This is a genomic window from Cedecea neteri NBRC 105707 = ATCC 33855 (genome assembly GCF_001571265.1).
Lineage (GTDB): Bacteria > Pseudomonadota > Gammaproteobacteria > Enterobacterales > Enterobacteriaceae > Cedecea > Cedecea neteri.
This window is the reverse complement of the sequence record NZ_BCTL01000046.1, coordinates 35,330-50,805: the sequence shown is the minus strand read 5'-3', so window position 1 is coordinate 50,805 and position 15,476 is coordinate 35,330. Positions and strand designations below refer to the sequence as shown.

General features: G+C 56.5%; 13 protein-coding genes and 3 pseudogenes. 4 read left to right on the top strand and 12 right to left on the bottom strand.

Going from position 1 to position 15,476, the window contains the following annotated elements; genetic code table 11:
- Nucleotides 1-67 precede the first annotated feature (67 nt).
- The 4 genes from efeB to putP all read right to left on the bottom strand — a co-directional run bounded on the left by efeB (nucleotide 68) and on the right by putP (nucleotide 5,058).
- Complete coding sequence (efeB, locus tag CNE01S_RS18720) at nucleotides 68-1,354, bottom strand: iron uptake transporter deferrochelatase/peroxidase subunit (protein WP_061277746.1); 1,287 nt, start codon at nucleotides 1,352-1,354, stop codon at nucleotides 68-70.
- A gap of 5 nt (nucleotides 1,355-1,359) precedes the next feature.
- Nucleotides 1,360-2,484, bottom strand: coding sequence for an iron uptake system protein EfeO (efeO, locus tag CNE01S_RS18715; protein ID WP_061277745.1), 1,125 nt, complete (start codon nucleotides 2,482-2,484; stop codon nucleotides 1,360-1,362).
- 64 nt (nucleotides 2,485-2,548) lie between these two features.
- Nucleotides 2,549-3,382 carry an iron uptake transporter permease EfeU gene (gene efeU / locus CNE01S_RS18710; protein WP_061277744.1) on the bottom strand — a complete coding sequence of 278 codons (834 nt, stop codon included), beginning with the start codon at nucleotides 3,380-3,382 and terminating at the stop codon, nucleotides 2,549-2,551.
- A 167-nt stretch (nucleotides 3,383-3,549) separates the two neighbouring features.
- Nucleotides 3,550-5,058, bottom strand: a complete 1,509-nt coding sequence (putP, locus tag CNE01S_RS18705) for a sodium/proline symporter PutP (RefSeq protein WP_038473827.1) — start codon at nucleotides 5,056-5,058, stop codon at nucleotides 3,550-3,552.
- A gap of 426 nt (nucleotides 5,059-5,484) precedes the next feature.
- On the opposite strand from putP, the gene putA reads away from it, so the two are divergent.
- Both putA and CNE01S_RS18695 read left to right on the top strand, forming a co-directional pair.
- A complete protein-coding gene (putA, locus tag CNE01S_RS18700) occupies nucleotides 5,485-9,447 on the top strand; it encodes a trifunctional transcriptional regulator/proline dehydrogenase/L-glutamate gamma-semialdehyde dehydrogenase (RefSeq protein ID WP_061277743.1) in 3,963 nt (1,320 codons plus the stop codon).
- A 61-nt stretch (nucleotides 9,448-9,508) separates the two neighbouring features.
- A complete protein-coding gene (locus CNE01S_RS18695) occupies nucleotides 9,509-9,901 on the top strand; it encodes a lysozyme inhibitor LprI family protein (RefSeq protein WP_061277742.1) in 393 nt (130 codons plus the stop codon).
- Nucleotides 9,902-9,907: 6 nt separating this feature from the next.
- Here the strand turns inward: CNE01S_RS18695 and rutR are convergent, their stop codons facing one another.
- The 7 genes and pseudogenes from rutR to CNE01S_RS18670 all read right to left on the bottom strand — a co-directional run bounded on the left by rutR (nucleotide 9,908) and on the right by CNE01S_RS18670 (nucleotide 12,972).
- The gene (rutR, locus tag CNE01S_RS18690) at nucleotides 9,908-10,549 is read right to left on the bottom strand and encodes an HTH-type transcriptional regulator RutR (protein ID WP_061277741.1); all 642 of its coding nucleotides are present in this window, start codon (nucleotides 10,547-10,549) and stop codon (nucleotides 9,908-9,910) included.
- Nucleotides 10,550-10,586: 37 nt separating this feature from the next.
- Nucleotides 10,587-11,522 (bottom strand): DMT family transporter, encoded by a 936-nt coding sequence (locus CNE01S_RS18685; protein ID WP_061277752.1) that lies wholly within the window; start codon nucleotides 11,520-11,522, stop codon nucleotides 10,587-10,589.
- 105 nt (nucleotides 11,523-11,627) lie between these two features.
- Nucleotides 11,628-11,960 (bottom strand): DUF1493 family protein, encoded by a 333-nt coding sequence (locus tag CNE01S_RS18680; protein ID WP_061277740.1) that lies wholly within the window; start codon nucleotides 11,958-11,960, stop codon nucleotides 11,628-11,630.
- An 82-nt stretch (nucleotides 11,961-12,042) separates the two neighbouring features.
- A pseudogene (locus tag CNE01S_RS18675) lies at nucleotides 12,043-12,374 on the bottom strand (DUF1493 family protein).
- Nucleotides 12,374-12,442: pseudogene (locus tag CNE01S_RS25845) on the bottom strand (STM2901 family protein); the annotation flags it as partial. The pseudogenes CNE01S_RS18675 and CNE01S_RS25845, both read right to left, overlap by 1 nt.
- A 41-nt stretch (nucleotides 12,443-12,483) precedes the next feature.
- A pseudogene (locus tag CNE01S_RS24655) lies at nucleotides 12,484-12,573 on the bottom strand (type VI secretion system tube protein Hcp); the annotation flags it as partial.
- 225 nt (nucleotides 12,574-12,798) lie between these two features.
- A complete protein-coding gene (locus CNE01S_RS18670; protein ID WP_061277739.1) occupies nucleotides 12,799-12,972 on the bottom strand; it encodes a con-10 family general stress protein in 174 nt (57 codons plus the stop codon).
- Nucleotides 12,973-13,349: 377 nt separating this feature from the next.
- Between CNE01S_RS18670 and wrbA the strand changes: the two genes are divergently transcribed.
- Both wrbA and CNE01S_RS18660 read left to right on the top strand, forming a co-directional pair.
- The gene (wrbA, locus tag CNE01S_RS18665; protein ID WP_061277738.1) at nucleotides 13,350-13,946 is read left to right on the top strand and encodes an NAD(P)H:quinone oxidoreductase; all 597 of its coding nucleotides are present in this window, start codon (nucleotides 13,350-13,352) and stop codon (nucleotides 13,944-13,946) included.
- A gap of 10 nt (nucleotides 13,947-13,956) precedes the next feature.
- Complete coding sequence (locus CNE01S_RS18660; RefSeq protein WP_008455653.1) at nucleotides 13,957-14,184, top strand: YccJ family protein; 228 nt, start codon at nucleotides 13,957-13,959, stop codon at nucleotides 14,182-14,184.
- Between the two features lie 35 nt (nucleotides 14,185-14,219).
- Here CNE01S_RS18660 and agp read toward each other — a convergent pair whose 3' ends face one another.
- Nucleotides 14,220-15,464, bottom strand: coding sequence for a bifunctional glucose-1-phosphatase/inositol phosphatase (agp, locus tag CNE01S_RS18655; protein WP_061277737.1), 1,245 nt, complete (start codon nucleotides 15,462-15,464; stop codon nucleotides 14,220-14,222).
- Nucleotides 15,465-15,476: the final 12 nt, after the last annotated feature.

Sequence of the window (15,476 nt, the reverse complement as noted above, 5' to 3'; positions counted from 1 at the left end):
AATCTACGAGTGAACGGAACAATTGGTAAGCAACAGATATTCCCTTAGAAAAGATCCAAAGCAATAACTACTCCTCCATCATCCCCTGCCCCAGATAATGCTGCTTATCCGGCACGCCGGGCAGCGCGAAGAAATACCCGCCGCCAATCGGCTTCACGTACTCCTCCAGCGCCTCACCGTTCAGCCTGCCCTGCACCGTCAGGAACCCTTTCTCGAGGTCATGCTGATAACACACGAACAGCAGCCCCATATCCAGCTGGCCAGATTTGGTGGCGCCGAGCGAATAGCTGTAGCCCCGGCGCATCATTAGCCCCGACTGCGTCTCTTTGGTTCTCGGGTTTGCCAGGCGGATATGGGCATCCAGCGCAATCACATTGCCGTCAGGATCGGCGGCATAGTCCGGCACATCATGCTCATTCTTCATGCCCAGCGGCGCGCCGCTGTGTTTATCACGCCCGAAGATAGTCTGCTGCTCTTTCAGCGGCGTGCGGTCCCAGGACTCAACGTGGAACTGAATAATGCGCACCGCCTGATAGCTGCCGCCGGTAGCCCAGGCAGGCTCCTGCTGCTGCTTCGTCACCCACACCACGTCATCCATCAGTGGCTTATCATGGCTGTCCGGGTTGGCCGTGCCGTCTTTGAAGCCAAGCAGGTTAATCGGCGTCTCTTTGCCGCGGCTACGTGCCGCATGGTTGGAGATAAACCCTTCCCTCCTCCAGCGCACGCTGAGGAGATCGGGCGTGTGCTTGATGATGTCGCGCAGCGCGTGGATCACCGTGTCGTTGGTGTTGGCACAAATCTGCAGCAGCAGATCGCCGTGGCACAGCCCAGCATCCAGCGAATCGTTCGGGAAGCGGGTCATTGGCTGTAGCTTTTTCGGCATCTGTTTTTGCAGGCCAAAACGCTCATCAAACAGCGAACTGCCGACGGAAACCGTGATCGTCAGGTTATCCGGGTAGATTTCTGCCCCAAGAATGCCTGAGTCCATCGGCGGCAGCCGTGGATTTGGCGTATCCGGTGCCGGGCCACCGCTGGTCAGGAAGTCAAAACGGGCGGTCAACAGGCGAAACAGGCGCTCAAGCTCGGCTTTGTCGCTGGCCAGCACGTCAAACGCCACCAGCATCATGGCGGCCTGCTGAGGCGTCAGAATACCGGCCTGGTGCTCACCGTACAGCGGCTGGTTTTCCAGGCGACCGTCCGGCGGCAGCGTGCCGGGGGAAGAAGCAGAGTTTGCCGCGTGAGCCGCCATCGGGCAACCGCCGCCCACGGCAAAAGCGCCCCCAAGGGCGCCCAGTGTTTTCAGAAGCTGGCGGCGCGCCGGTTGGTGCGCGCCGGTGTTGTCCTTATCACTCATGATGCTCAGTCCAGACCCATCACGCCACGCAGCTGGGACAGGTCTTCCGCAAGCGTGGTGATTGGCCCTTTCAGCGCTTTGCGATCGTTATCCGTCAGCTTGTCGTAGGTTTCAAACCCATCTTTGGTACGGTATTTCGCCAGAATGGCGTCAACTTTCTTGAAGTTGGCGTCTATTTTCGCCAGCAGTGCCGGGTTCTCTTTGGTCAGCTGAGGACGCAGCAGGTCAACGATTTTCTGCGCGCCGTCAACGTTCGCCTGGAAGTCCCACAGGTCAGTGTGGCTGTAGCGATCTTCTTCCCCACTGATTTTGGTGGCCGCAACTTCTTCTATCAGACCGGCAGCGCCGCCAACCACTTTGCTCGGCGGGAAGGCCAGCTCGGAAACTCGGGTCTGCAGATCCAGCACGTCGGCGTTCAGCTTGTCGGCAAACTGCGCGGCGTCTTTGGTGGTGTTATCGCCAAAGAGGATTTTCTCCAGACGGTGGAAGCCGGTGAATTTCGGGTCGTCCGCTTTTTTCTCGAAGTCGTCTTCACGGGCATCGATGCTGCTGTCGAGGTCAGAGAACAGCTCGGCAATCGGTTCAATACGCTCGTAATGCTGGCGGGTTGACGCATACAGGGCTTTGGCTTTCTCTAAATCACCGGCTTTCACCGCGTCGGTAAAGGCTTTGGTGCCTTTAACGAGCTCGGCGACTTCGGCGGTCACATAGGCTTTGTATTCGGTGATTGGGCCGGTCAGCGCCAGCAGATCGGTTTTAGGCGCTTCCTGCTTACCGGAAGCTTTCACCACCAGCTTGCCTTTCGGGTTGGTCAGCAGGCCGCAGGTCATGTCGTATTCACCCGGCTGCAGGTTGGCGGTCAGCTTCTGGGAGAAGCCCGGCGCGATGTTCTCACGCTCTTCCACCACCATCACCCCTTTCAGGATCTCCCATTCCAGCGCTTTCTGGCTGTTGTTCTGGATGATGAACTGGGTCTTCCCGGCATTCACGGTGACGCTCATCGGCTCACACTGTTTATCGGTGACGGTGACTTTTACCTGGGGAATATCCGCCGCCTGTGCGGCAAACGAGGAAGAGACAAGCGCGAGCAGCGCAACGTGCAGTGCCTTCAGACGAAAATGTTTGGTCATGACCTATCCCTATTAAGCAATGAGTAGTTATCACTAAACGGCGGGTCAGCCCGCCGGAAATCAATTAACGAGCCGTATTGGTCGCCTGGTGGTTCACGCGCGGCGGCATAAAGAACAGCACCAGCGCCGGAATCAGATAGATGAAATACATCGCCACTTCGCTCACGGTTGGGGTTTCCTGGTAGCCAAAAATCCCTTCCAGCAGCGTGCCGGTCAGCGAGTGGGTGGAGAGCGTGTTGCTCATATCGAATGCGATATCCTGGAAGTGGTTCCACAGCCCGGCTTCGTGGAATGCACGGACGGCACCGGCGGCAAGTCCGGCGGCCACCAGCAGAATAAACAGGCTGGTCCATTTAAAGAATGCGCCAAGGTTGAGACGAATACCGCCCCAATAAATCAGGAACCCAAGCACTACCGCGGTAGCCAGGCCAAGCATCGCGCCCAGCGGTGGCCAAATGCCGACGTCCTGCTGGAAAGCCGCCAGCAGGAAGAACACTGACTCCAGGCCTTCGCGCGCCACGGCGAAAAAGACCATCATGATCAGCGCCCAGCCGTGGTTGCCTTTGCTGTGCAGCGCGTTATCAACCGCCTGCTCCAGCTGCACTTTGACGTTGCGGGACACTTTACGCATCCAGAACACCATCCAGGTGAGGATAAATACGGCAATCACCGCCACAATCCCCTCAAACAGCTCCTGCTCTTTCTGCGGGAACTCGCCGGTGGTTTCATTGATGAAGATACCGAGGCCAAGGCAAAGCGCGGCGGCGGCGAAGACGCCAATCCACATCACGGCTATCCACTGGCCGCGCTGGGTACGCTTCAGGTAGCTGGCAATCAGGCTGACGATGAGCGCCGCCTCCAGCCCTTCGCGTAACATGATGAGAAACGGAACAAACATGCCTGACACCTCAGATGTGAATACAAGTCAATTGACGTAAAGAAAAGTAAACCATAACGATTGTGATTATCATTAGCGCTGATAAGAAAAACAAGAGACCGGGATGACATATTTATGACCAGATGTAAAAAGGGCCGGATTATCCGGCCCTTCAAAAAGTTATACTTTTAGTCGGTCTGCAATTTGCCCGGAGGCGGAGTGTGATAAACCGCATCCGCTTCGGCAAAACGCTTCTGCATGGAGGCCGACGGCGCTTTGCCCATCAGGCTTACCACCACAATTGCCAGGCTCCCGAACACGAAGCCAGGTATGATCTCGTACAGCCCAAGCCAGCCAAACTGCTTCCAGATAAGCACGGTGGCAGCCCCAACAATCATCCCCACCAGCGCCCCGTTGCGGGTCATACGTGACCACATCACAGAGAACAGGACCACAGGGCCAAATGCGGCACCAAATCCAGCCCAGGCGTAGCTGACCAGACCCAGCACGCGGTTTTCCGGGTTAGCGGCAAGTGCAATCGCCACCAGCGCCACCACCAGTACCATCATGCGCCCCACCCACACCAGCTCCTTCTGGCTCGCGCCTTTACGCAGGAAAGCTTTGTACAGATCTTCAGTAATCGCGCTGGAACATACCAGCAGCTGGCAGCTCAGCGTGGACATTACCGCTGCCAGAATCGCAGAGAGCAGCACCCCGGCAATCCACGGGTTAAACAGAATTTGCGCCAGCTCGATAAACACCCGCTCGCCGTTCTGCGTCACCGCTCCGGCCTGCTCAGGGTTGTTATTAAAATAGGCAATCCCGAAGAAGCCCACCGCGCAGGCACCCGCCAGGCAAAGAATCATCCAGGTCATGCTGATGCGACGTGCGTTCACGATGGTGTGGTGTGAGTCTGCCGCCATAAAGCGCGCCAGGATATGCGGCTGGCCGAAGTAGCCCAGGCCCCAGCCCATCAGGGAAACGATGGCGACAAAGTTCAGTCCTTTCAGCATGTCGACGTTTTCGATGCTCTTCTGCTTAATCACCAGCAGAGAATCATCGAGGCCGCCAACCGCCGCAATCACCATCACTGGCGTCAGAATCAGCGCGAAGATCATCAGGCTGGCCTGCACGGTATCCGTCCAGCTAACCGCAAGGAACCCGCCTACAAAGGTGTAGATGATGGTCGCTGCCGCCCCGGCCCACAGCGCCGTTTCATAGCTCATGCCAAAGGTGCTTTCAAACAGGCGCGCCCCGGCCACGATGCCGGAAGCACAGTAAATGGTGAAGAACAGCAGGATCACCAGCGCGGAGATAATACGCAGCAGGCGGCTGGAGTCTTCAAAACGCCCGGTGAAATAATCCGGCAGCGTCAGTGCATTGTTGTTCACTTCGGTGTGAACGCGCAGTCGCCCGGCAACCAGCTTCCAGTTAACCCATGCCCCTAAGGTCAGGCCGATGGCAATCCAGCTTTCAGAAATACCGGAGATGAAAATCGCGCCCGGTAGGCCCATTAGCAGCCAGCCGCTCATATCCGAGGCGCCCGCCGACAGCGCGGTAACCACGCTCCCGAGGCTGCGGCCGCCAAGAATATAGTCGTCAAAGCTGCGGGTGGACCGCCAGGCGATAAAACCGATGAGAATCATGCCAAAGATATAAACGAGAAAGGTCACCAGCATCGGTGTGCTTATTGTCATTCAGACTTCTCCATAGCTATTACGCCTGCTCTCTCTGACCAGGCTGCTTCGCGCCGGAACGAGGCGCTGTGTTGTTATCGTGATGTAATGGGGAATGCATCCTGCCGGAACCCTTTATTTTTCACAAACGATTTAACACGGCATTTACATCGTTTGCATCTGCCTTAGGTAAGCATTTTTCACCAGGTTGCACTTGCTCACACTTTTCGCGGTTGCACCGTTAAAAAGTGTTAACTTCATCGATAAATCTAGCGTTCCACCTGCCTCCCTGTCAGACGATTTTCTTATCTTACTGGTAACAAATCGCCTTTTTTGCGAGCCCATTATCGGCTTCGATTTAACAAGGTTGCACAAAGTTGCAACTTCATGGATATTGCTGGCTAACAAAGTACAACCCCGAATAATCCTTAACCTGGAGACTGTCGTATGGGCACCACCACGATGGGCGTAAAACTGGATGAAGCGACGCGCGACCGCATTAAAGAGGCCGCCTCGCGTATTGACCGCACGCCACACTGGCTGATTAAGCAGGCCATCTTTAATTACCTGGAACGCCTGGAAAGCAGCGACGATTTGCCTGAGCTTCCTGCCCTGCTGGCCGGTGCGGCCAATGAGAGCGAAGAGTCTCCGGCGCAGCCTGAAGAAGTGGCGCAGCCGTTCCTCGACTTTGCCGAGCAAATCCTGCCGCAGTCCGTCAGCCGGGCTGCGATCACCGCCGCGTGGCGCCGCCCTGAAACCGACGCAGTCCCGATGATCCTTGAGCAGGCTCGCCTGGCCCCGGCCATCGCCGAACAGACTCAAAAGCTGGCTTATCAGCTGGCCGACAAGCTGCGTAATCAGAAAACAGCTTCCGGCCGCGCGGGCATGGTTCAGAGCCTGCTGCAGGAGTTTTCTCTTTCCTCTCAGGAAGGCGTGGCGCTGATGTGTCTCGCGGAAGCGCTGCTGCGTATCCCGGATAAAGCCACCCGCGACGCGCTGATCCGCGACAAAATCAGCAACGGGAACTGGCACTCGCACATTGGCCGCAGCCCTTCGCTGTTCGTGAACGCCGCGACGTGGGGCCTGCTGTTTACCGGCCGCCTGGTTTCAACCCATAACGAGGCAAGCCTTTCCCGCTCCCTGAATCGCATCATCAGCAAAAGCGGCGAACCGCTGGTGCGTAAAGGCGTGGACATGGCCATGCGCCTGATGGGCGAGCAGTTCGTGACCGGCGAAACCATCGCCGAAGCGCTGGCTAACGCCCGCAAGCTGGAAGAAAAAGGCTTCCGCTACTCTTACGACATGCTGGGCGAAGCCGCGCTGACCGCCGCCGACGCTCAGGCCTATATGGTCTCTTATCAGCAGGCGATCCACGCCATCGGTAAAGCTTCCAACGGCCGCGGCATTTATGAAGGCCCGGGCATCTCCATCAAGCTTTCCGCCCTGCACCCACGCTACAGCCGCGCGCAGTACGACCGCGTAATGGAAGAGCTGTACCCACGCCTGAAATCCCTGACGCTACTGGCGCGCCAGTATGACGTCGGCATTAACATTGACGCCGAAGAAGCCGATCGCCTGGAGATCTCCCTCGATCTGCTGGAAAAACTGTGCTTTGAACCTGAACTGGCGGGCTGGAACGGCATCGGCTTTGTTATCCAGGCTTACCAGAAGCGCTGCCCGTTTGTGATTGATTACCTGGTCGACCTGGCCACCCGCAGCCGTCGTCGCCTGATGATTCGCCTGGTAAAAGGCGCTTACTGGGACAGCGAAATTAAACGCGCTCAGGTTGATGGCCTGGAGGGTTACCCGGTTTATACCCGCAAGGTGTACACCGACATCTCCTACCTCGCGTGCGCCAAAAAGCTGCTGGCAGTGCCAAACCTTATCTACCCGCAGTTTGCGACCCACAACGCCCACACGCTGGCAGCGATTTATAACCTTGCTGGCCAGAACTATTATCCTGGCCAGTACGAATTCCAGTGCCTGCACGGTATGGGCGAACCGCTTTATGAGCAGGTGGTCGGGAAAGTGGCCGACGGCAAGCTGAACCGCCCTTGCCGCATCTACGCCCCGGTCGGCACCCACGAAACGCTGCTGGCGTACCTGGTGCGTCGCCTGCTGGAAAACGGCGCCAACACCTCCTTCGTCAACCGCATCGCCGACGCAACCCTGCCGCTGGACGAGCTGGTTGCCGACCCGGTCAGCGCGGTTGAAGCTATGGCCGTTAAAGAAGGCCAGCCTGGGTTACCTCATCCTAAAATCGCCCTGCCGAAAGAGCTGTACGGTACAGAACGCAGCAACTCCAGCGGCCTGGATTTGGCGAACGAACACCGCCTGGCATCGCTTTCTTCCGCCCTGCTGAACAGCGCCGCGCAGAAGTGGCAGGCCATACCTGTACTGGAGCAGCCGGTTGTTGAAGGCGAATTAACGCCGGTGAAAAACCCGGCTGAACCAACGGACGTTGTGGGCTACACCCGCGAAGCAACGAGCGAAGAAGTTTCCCTCGCCCTTGAGAACGCCGTCAACCACGCGCCGATCTGGTTTGCCACCCCGCCGCAGGAACGTGCCGCTATTCTTGAGCGTGCCGCCGTGATGATGGAAAGCCGTATGCAGCAGCTGATCGGCATCCTGGTCCGCGAAGCGGGTAAAACCTTCAGCAACGCCATCGCCGAAGTTCGCGAGGCGGTGGACTTCCTGCACTATTACGCAGGCCAGGTACGTGACGACTTCGACAATGAAACTCACCGCCCTCTTGGCCCCGTCGTGTGTATCAGCCCGTGGAACTTCCCGCTGGCTATCTTTACCGGCCAGATTGCCGCCGCGCTTGCCGCCGGTAACAGCGTGCTGGCGAAACCTGCGGAACAAACGCCGCTGATTGCCGCCCAGGGCGTGGCGATCCTGCTGGAAGCTGGCGTGCCTGCGGGCGTGCTGCAGCTGTTGCCTGGCCGCGGTGAAACCGTCGGCGCGCAGCTGACGGGCGACCCGCGCGTGCGCGGCGTGATGTTCACCGGCTCAACCGAAGTAGCTTCCCTGCTGCAGCGCAACATCGCCGACCGACTGGATCCGCAAGGGCGCCCAACGCCGCTGATTGCGGAAACCGGCGGCCTCAACGCGATGATCGTTGACTCCTCCGCGCTGACCGAGCAGGTTGTGGTGGACGTGGTCTCCTCTGCGTTCGACAGCGCAGGCCAGCGCTGCTCCGCCCTGCGCGTACTCTGCCTGCAGGAAGACGTGGCTGACCACACGCTGCAAATGCTCCGTGGCGCGATGGCGGAATGCCGCATGGGTAACCCAGGCCGCCTGACTACCGACATCGGGCCGGTGATTGACGCCGAAGCACAGCAAAATATTGAGAAGCACATCCAGGCGATGCGCGCCAAAGGCCGTACCGTCTTCCAGGCCGTGCGTGAAAACAGCCTGGACGCGCGCGAATGGCAGTCCGGCACCTTTGTGGCTCCAACCCTTATCGAACTGGAAAGCTTCGACGAGATGAAGAAAGAGGTGTTCGGTCCTGTACTGCACGTAGTGCGCTACAACCGCAACAATCTTGAATCCTTAATCAAGCAGATCAATGCCGCAGGTTATGGCCTGACGCTCGGCGTGCATACCCGTATCGACGAAACGATTGCCCAGGTCACCGGCTCCGCCCACGTCGGCAACATGTACGTTAACCGCAATATGGTCGGCGCCGTGGTCGGGGTTCAGCCGTTCGGCGGTGAAGGCCTGTCCGGCACCGGCCCTAAAGCAGGCGGCCCGCTGTATCTGTACCGCCTGCTGGCCAGCCGTCCGGAAAATGCACTGCAAACAACCTTTAACCGCCATGATGCGGAAACTCCGGTGGATGCGTCCCTGAAGAGCGATCTGCAGGTTGCCCATCAGGCGCTGAGCGAGTGGGCGACCAACCGCGAAGAGCTGCAAGCAGTTTGCCAGCAGTTTGGCGAACTGGCGCAAAGCGGGACGCTGCGCGTGCTGCCTGGCCCAACCGGGGAGCGCAATACCTACGCCCTGCTGCCGCGTGAACGCATTCTGTGCGTTGCCGACGACGAACGCGATGCGTTAGTGCAGCTTGCGGCGGTCACCAGCGTGGGCACCCGTGCACTGTGGGCGGATGACAGCCTGCACCGCGAGCTGGCTAAGCAATTGCCGAAAGCCGTGCAGCAGCAGATTGATTTTGCGAAGCAGGAGGAGCTGCTGAAACAGCCGTTCGACGCGGTGATTTACCACGGCGACTCCGACCAGTTGCGCAAACTCTGCGAAGCCGTAGCCGCCCGCACGGGCGCGATTGTTTCCGTCCAGGGCTTTGCCCGTGGCGAAAGCAATATCCTGCTTGAGCGTCTTTATGTGGAGCGCTCCCTGAGCGTGAACACCGCAGCCGCAGGCGGCAACGCCAGCCTGATGACAATCGGTTAACAGTCTGCCAGGATACGAGGGCTCTCATCTGAGGGCCCTTTTTTTATTTGAGGACAGCGATATGAAACGCATATGTTTACTTGTTGGTGGGCTACTGCTGAGCGGAGCCGCAATGGCCGATGGCTGTGATTCCGCCGCCAACCAGGCCGATATGAACCAGTGCTATGCCGCAGAGTATAAAAAGCAGGACGAGCGGCTGAACAAAACCTATAAAGAAGTCATGTCCCGGGCAACCGACAAGCAAAAAGTTCTGCTTAAAAAGGCGCAAAACGCGTGGATTGCCTTCCGCGATGCAGACTGTGATTTTATGAGTTCAGGCGCGGAACAGGGCTCGGTTTACCCTATGGTGCGCGCCAACTGCCTGGCGGATAAAACGCTGGAACGTACCGAGCTGCTGAAAGGTACGCTGGAGTGCGAAGAGGGCGACGTGAGCTGCGTCCTGCCCCCTAAGTAAGCGCGATTACCTCACCCGAATCCCCTCAATAATCATCCGCTGCACGTTTTCCACCGTGCGGCGGAAGAAATCTTCGTCCTGCAGCGTATTACCGGTCACGGCCTCAACCTGACTGGCAAAATCCGCATAGTGCTGGGTCGTGGCCCAGAGCATAAAAATCAGATGATGCGGATCTATCGCCGCCAGTTTGCCGCTGGCTACCCACCCCGCAATAATCGCCGACTTCTCGTCAACCAGCGCTTTAAGGTCGCCCGTCAGCTCGCCTTTCAGCAGGGGCGCGCCCTGCAGCATTTCCAGGCAGAACAGCTTAGATGCCTGCGGATAATCGCGCGAAACCTCCAGCTTGAGCCGAATGTACTCCCCAATCGCCACCAGCGGCTGCAAATCCTCCCGAAAGGCACGCAGCGGCGCCAGCCAGATATCCAGGATCTGCTTAAGCACCGAGATGTAGAGCGCTTCTTTGGAAGGGTAGTAATAAAGCAGGTTGGTTTTTGACACTTCGGCCCGCTCGGCTACCTGCTCCAGACTGGTGCCGTGGATGCCGTATTGCGAAAAAAACGCCAGCGCAGCGTCAAGAATGGCCTGTTTTTTGGCGGCGACGGCTTTCGAGCGGCGTCCAGGGGTTTTTATGTCAGTTGCGGCGGCCATGCGAGATCTCCTTTTTTACGCTGGCCCGAAGTATAGCTCAGGCACCCTCGCCTTCGGTATCTTCCTGCCAGTCGCGCTCCGCGTTCGCTGCTTTCTTGCGCTTGAGCTTCAGCTCGCTAACCAGCACTCCGAGCACGATCAACGCCCCACCCAGCAGCGCAAGTACGGGAAGCCGCTCCCCCGCCATGCGGCCAAAGATCCCCGCCCACACCGGCTCACCGGTATAAATCACCGTCGCGCGGGTCGGCGACACGCTGCGCTGCGCCCAGTTCATCGTCACCTGAATAATGGCGCTGAAAATCCCCAGGCCCAGGGCAATCATCACCAGTCCGGGGCTGAAATGCGGCACGCTTTCCCCGGCGGGCACCATCGCCGCAAACGACACCAGCGAAGCCGTCGCCAGCTGCACCACAGTGACGCGCTTGATGTCCACTTTTCCCGCCCAGGCGCTGATCAGGATTATCTCAGCGGCAATCGCCACCGCGCCGATGAGCGTGATGATTTCCCCTGCGCCCAGTGACAGGCTGGTGCCTTCCGGCCCGGCAAGAAAAATAAGACCAACAAATGCCAGAATCACCCCTATCCAGGACATCAGGCCCGGCATACGGCCAAGGCAGATCCACTGCAAAAGCGGCACAACGGGAACGTACATCGCGGTAATAAAGGCGGATTTACTGCTGGGGATGGTTTGCAGCCCCCAGGTCTGCATGCTGTAGCCGATGGCGATAGCCACGCCAATCATTACCCCCGCCTTGATTTCAAGCCAGGTTAATCCACGCAGCGATTTCAGCGACAGCAGCCCCACGGCCACGGCGGCGGTCGCAAAGCGCAGGCCAACGAAGAAGAACGGGTCACTCATCGTCATGGCGTACTGCACGGCCAGGAACGTACCGCCCCAGAACATCGTAATGAGGATAAGCAGCGCTTCCTGCGGCTTAACGGAGAATTTATAACGGCTTAATGGCGCAGACATGAGGGAGACCGGAAACATCAGGGTGAAAGTCGAGGGTCTATAGTGCTTCCAGTCACATTTTGTTGCAATGGGAAAATAGAATACCGCCTTTAAAGGCGGCTTTGCTTAGTCGAATAGCCATTTACCTGCCCGGGCTGATTCTGCAAGCATACGAAGTGTTAAGGGTTTGGGTTCCTCATCATCACCTCCACAACTGAACAGCGCACACAGAAAGGATTCTTCGTCAGGCCAGTATTTCAGGAAGTCAAAATCAGCCGGGTCAACATTGAAAGTCTTGAAATACTCATCGAGGATTTCCTCGCCAGTTTCCCAGACCCAAGAATAGCGTCCTGTGGTCAAACTGGTATCAATCGTAACAGGCCAGCGTTTACCGGAAAACAATCCCGGTTTATTAAAACGCTCATTGTACCAGGCGATCACATCATTATCGGTCACCATAACTTGCGCTGTTCCATATCCATTGATCTCTAACCCACTCCCTGAGTGAATAGCCACGAGCGTAACCTATGAGGGTAATGTTTTAGTCAAACAGCCACTTACCTGCCTGGGCTGATTCTGCAAACATTCTAACCGTCAGCGGTAAGCGAGTAGACTCCACCTCTTCCCTTTTGGCCTTAAACCATCGGCTTAGCAGCGGAGTGTTTTGCCATGAAAATATAAAGCCCAGTTAACAGACGATAAATCAACATTGAATTCCCTCTCGTAACGGTTCAGGGCATCGTGGAGATCATCACCCGGAGCTTCAAACAAATCAGAGTCGAGTCCAAGTAGAATTTCTTTCCCGTTATCGTCCAGATCACGTGAGATTTCATCGTTGAACATATCCAGAACATTAGTTGCAATCTTGTCCATCAGAATGAAGTCCACCGTATACGATCTTTCGGTCGTGCAATCAGGTTGTATTTGTCACGCGTTCGTTTTGCTGCAAGCTGGATAGTAATAATCAACGATTGCGATTAACGATACTGAACTCCCTGTTCTCTACATCGCAGCCACCTTTAATCAGCGCACCGCCGTCGTCGTATAGCCACATATTACCCGGTATCGCCATTTTCCTAATTCCTTATAGTTTCCAGTATTAATTGACGGCAAGTGTAAACACATCGAGTGCATTCATGAATCACAACAGCCACCTAATTATTTAAATTAAAACAAAATAATAAAATTAAGAAATTCAGGCTTCGCATTTTGAGGATAAAAAAACCGCCGGATAAACCGGCGGTTGGGGGGCTTTCGGCGCAAGCGTTAATTCGCCGTGCGCTTCACAAAGCCACGGCTATTTATTCTTGCTGCCGTGGCTGTTTTTACCCCCTTTTTGACCAGCTTCTGAGGCGCGCTGCGGATCGTTTTTGAAATTACCGCCGCTGTGCTGGCCACCTTTACGGCCTGCTTCTGATGCTCTTTCTCGGTCTTCAGCGAAATTACCTGCACCACCACGATGGTTTGCCATTTCTAACCTCCGGATTTAGGACATCATCTTGCATTCAATAAAAGAGAAGTCTTTTATTGCGCGGCCAGACGAGCTTGCCGTCAACGTTACCGCGTGGGTCTAAGCTTAGTGCACCCGCACACTCTGGCTTCTATTCAGACATATCCAGAAACATGCCGGTGAGCTTCTCCTTTTATCCTTCAAACGTGGCGTCATAAGTCGCTCTTATGCATGGTCAAAAAACAGCCAGTAAAATGTTAGCTAATGCTACAGGGTCAAATTTTCGCCTGCGCTTGTGATGTATCAAGGAAAGGACACTCAGGTTTGCACTCTGCGCCACAGATCATATCTTTAAAGGAGTGCAGCAAAACTGCAGTTCAACTGAGGAGTGAAGCAAGATGGCTAAAGTACTGGTGCTTTATTATTCAATGTATGGACACATCGAAACCATGGCTAAGGCCGTGGCAGAAGGTGCACAAAAGGTCGATGGGGCGGAAGTGACGATAAAGCGCGTGCCCGAAACCATGGCCCCGGAAGCCTTTGCTAAAGCCGGCGGCAAAACCCACACTGCGCCGGTCGCCACGCCGCAGGAACTGGCCGATTACGACGCAATCATCTTTGGGACTCCTACCCGCTTCGGCAATATGGCCGGACAAATGCGTACTTTCCTCGATCAGACGGGCGGCCTTTGGGCTTCCGGCGCGCTTTACGGCAAACTGGGCAGCGTATTTAGCTCTACCGGCACCGGCGGCGGCCAGGAGCAGACCATCACCTCCACCTGGACCACGCTCGCCCACCACGGAATGGTGATTGTCCCTATCGGCTATGCGGCGCAGGAGTTGTTTGATGTTTCTCAAGTTCGCGGAGGCACGCCTTACGGCGCAACAACCATTGCCGGCGGCGACGGTTCACGCCAGCCAAGTCAGGAAGAGTTGGCAATCGCCCGTTACCAGGGAGAGCACGTCGCGGGCCTGGCAGTTAAACTGAAAGGTTAACGGAGGAGTGATGACCACATCGCAAGCAAAAGCCCATCACGTTGGCGAATGGGCAAGTCTACGCAACACCTCACCAGAAATTGCAGAAGCCATTTTTGAGCTGGCGAAATACGACGAAAAGCTGGCCGAAAAAATTTGGGAAGAAGGGAGCGATGAGGTTTTACCGCTCGCCTTTGCTAAAACGGATAAGGACTCGCTCTTCTGGGGCGAACAAACCATCGAGCGCAAAAACGTTTAAACTCTCCGCTGCCCCCGGAAGGGGGCAGCCTCTTCTTACTTCACGGCTTCATTCAGCACTTCGCTAAACTTATCCCACGAGCAGTAACCGTTAGCGTCCGTCGGGCAACCTTCCAGCTGCAGCGTGACGCGTTTTGGCGGATGCTTCAGGGTTAATACATCGCCATTGCGCAGCTGTTCGGCGCTCTGGTAAACATATTCCACTTTGAGCAGGTCACGGTTGCTGTTCTTATCGTGCCAACGCTGGAACAGGATATTGCCGCCAATCGGGGTGCGCTCATACTGACCCGGCAGCTGATAGGGCTTGAACTGCAGCGCGGTCAGCAGCGAAGCAATGTTAGAGTCATGCCCCACCATTAGCGTCACTTTCGGCCCGGAAGCCGCCTCTTTGGACGTTAACGCATTCTGAATGTATTTCACCAACGGAGCCGCGACGTTACGGGCCACTTCCGGGGAAGTAAACAGGGTGTCCTGGTAGCTGTTTTTCAGTTGGGAAAGTACTCGCCACTGTTCAGCCGTTTTGATTTTTCCCCATGCCACCTGATCCATCGGAAAGCCTTCGTAGTACTGCAGCGTGAACGCATCGACCAGGGCATTGCCTACCTTCAGGGAACCGTTAACGCCGGGCTCCTGAGTTGCATTGGCGCTAAAGACATCTTTTGGCCCGTTCAGCTCACACTGTTGCTTCTCTTTGCAGGTTGGCGAGTTTTTATAGCCGACGATGTGCTCCAGCAGTTTGTAGCTGTCGGCCAGCTTGTATTCGGTGCGCTGTTTTTCCATCGCCTGAACGGCTTTGGCTTTAAACTCTGGCGAGTCGTTGGTGATAACCGGGTTGAACACCGGATCCATGGTGCCCATTTTTTCCTGATGATGTACCGGCACATCGCAGCCTGGGAAAGCGCCGGTAATGAAGAACTGCGCAGTAGCGACGGTGCGTTGGAGGCTGTTGGCGTAGGCATAAACGCTATCCGGCGCCGGGCATTCGCCGCTGGTTACCAGATTCTGACTCGCCAGCCATTCACGCATGTAATGCCCCATATACACTTCCAGCACGCCGCCTTTGGTGGTGAGCTGCCCGCCCGGCACATCCCACTCCGGCCATGCCTGAGCGGTAGATTGCTCAAGCACGCTGCCGTTGTTGGCCAGCGGCGCACGCAGGTTGTGACGACTCATCAGCAAGACTTGCTGCAGCTGATAGCCGTCCGGCACGGTGTCCGCTTTCGCCAGGCCTGGGGCAAAACAGGCGGCAGCCAGCAATGAGGCAACAATTTTTTTCTTCATTACTTATTCCTC

Excerpts from the sequence above, each read along its gene's own strand:
- efeU (WP_061277744.1), bottom strand. The coding sequence starts at position 3,382 with ATGTTTGTTCCGTTTCTCATCATGTTACGCGAAGGGCTGGAGGCGGCG.
- rutR (WP_061277741.1), bottom strand. The coding sequence starts at position 10,549 with ATGGCCGCCGCAACTGACATAAAAACCCCTGGACGCCGCTCGAAAGCC.
- CNE01S_RS18695 (WP_061277742.1), top strand. The coding sequence starts at position 9,509 with ATGAAACGCATATGTTTACTTGTTGGTGGGCTACTGCTGAGCGGAGCC.
- putP (WP_038473827.1), bottom strand. The coding sequence starts at position 5,058 with ATGACAATAAGCACACCGATGCTGGTGACCTTTCTCGTTTATATCTTT.
- putA (WP_061277743.1), top strand. The coding sequence starts at position 5,485 with ATGGGCACCACCACGATGGGCGTAAAACTGGATGAAGCGACGCGCGAC.
- CNE01S_RS18680 (WP_061277740.1), bottom strand. The coding sequence starts at position 11,960 with ATGGTGACCGATAATGATGTGATCGCCTGGTACAATGAGCGTTTTAAT.
- efeB (WP_061277746.1), bottom strand. The coding sequence starts at position 1,354 with ATGAGTGATAAGGACAACACCGGCGCGCACCAACCGGCGCGCCGCCAG.
- wrbA (WP_061277738.1), top strand. The coding sequence starts at position 13,350 with ATGGCTAAAGTACTGGTGCTTTATTATTCAATGTATGGACACATCGAA.
- agp (WP_061277737.1), bottom strand. The coding sequence starts at position 15,464 with ATGAAGAAAAAAATTGTTGCCTCATTGCTGGCTGCCGCCTGTTTTGCC.
- CNE01S_RS18660 (WP_008455653.1), top strand. The coding sequence starts at position 13,957 with ATGACCACATCGCAAGCAAAAGCCCATCACGTTGGCGAATGGGCAAGT.
- CNE01S_RS18685 (WP_061277752.1), bottom strand. The coding sequence starts at position 11,522 with ATGTCTGCGCCATTAAGCCGTTATAAATTCTCCGTTAAGCCGCAGGAA.
- CNE01S_RS18670 (WP_061277739.1), bottom strand. The coding sequence starts at position 12,972 with ATGGCAAACCATCGTGGTGGTGCAGGTAATTTCGCTGAAGACCGAGAA.
- efeO (WP_061277745.1), bottom strand. The coding sequence starts at position 2,484 with ATGACCAAACATTTTCGTCTGAAGGCACTGCACGTTGCGCTGCTCGCG.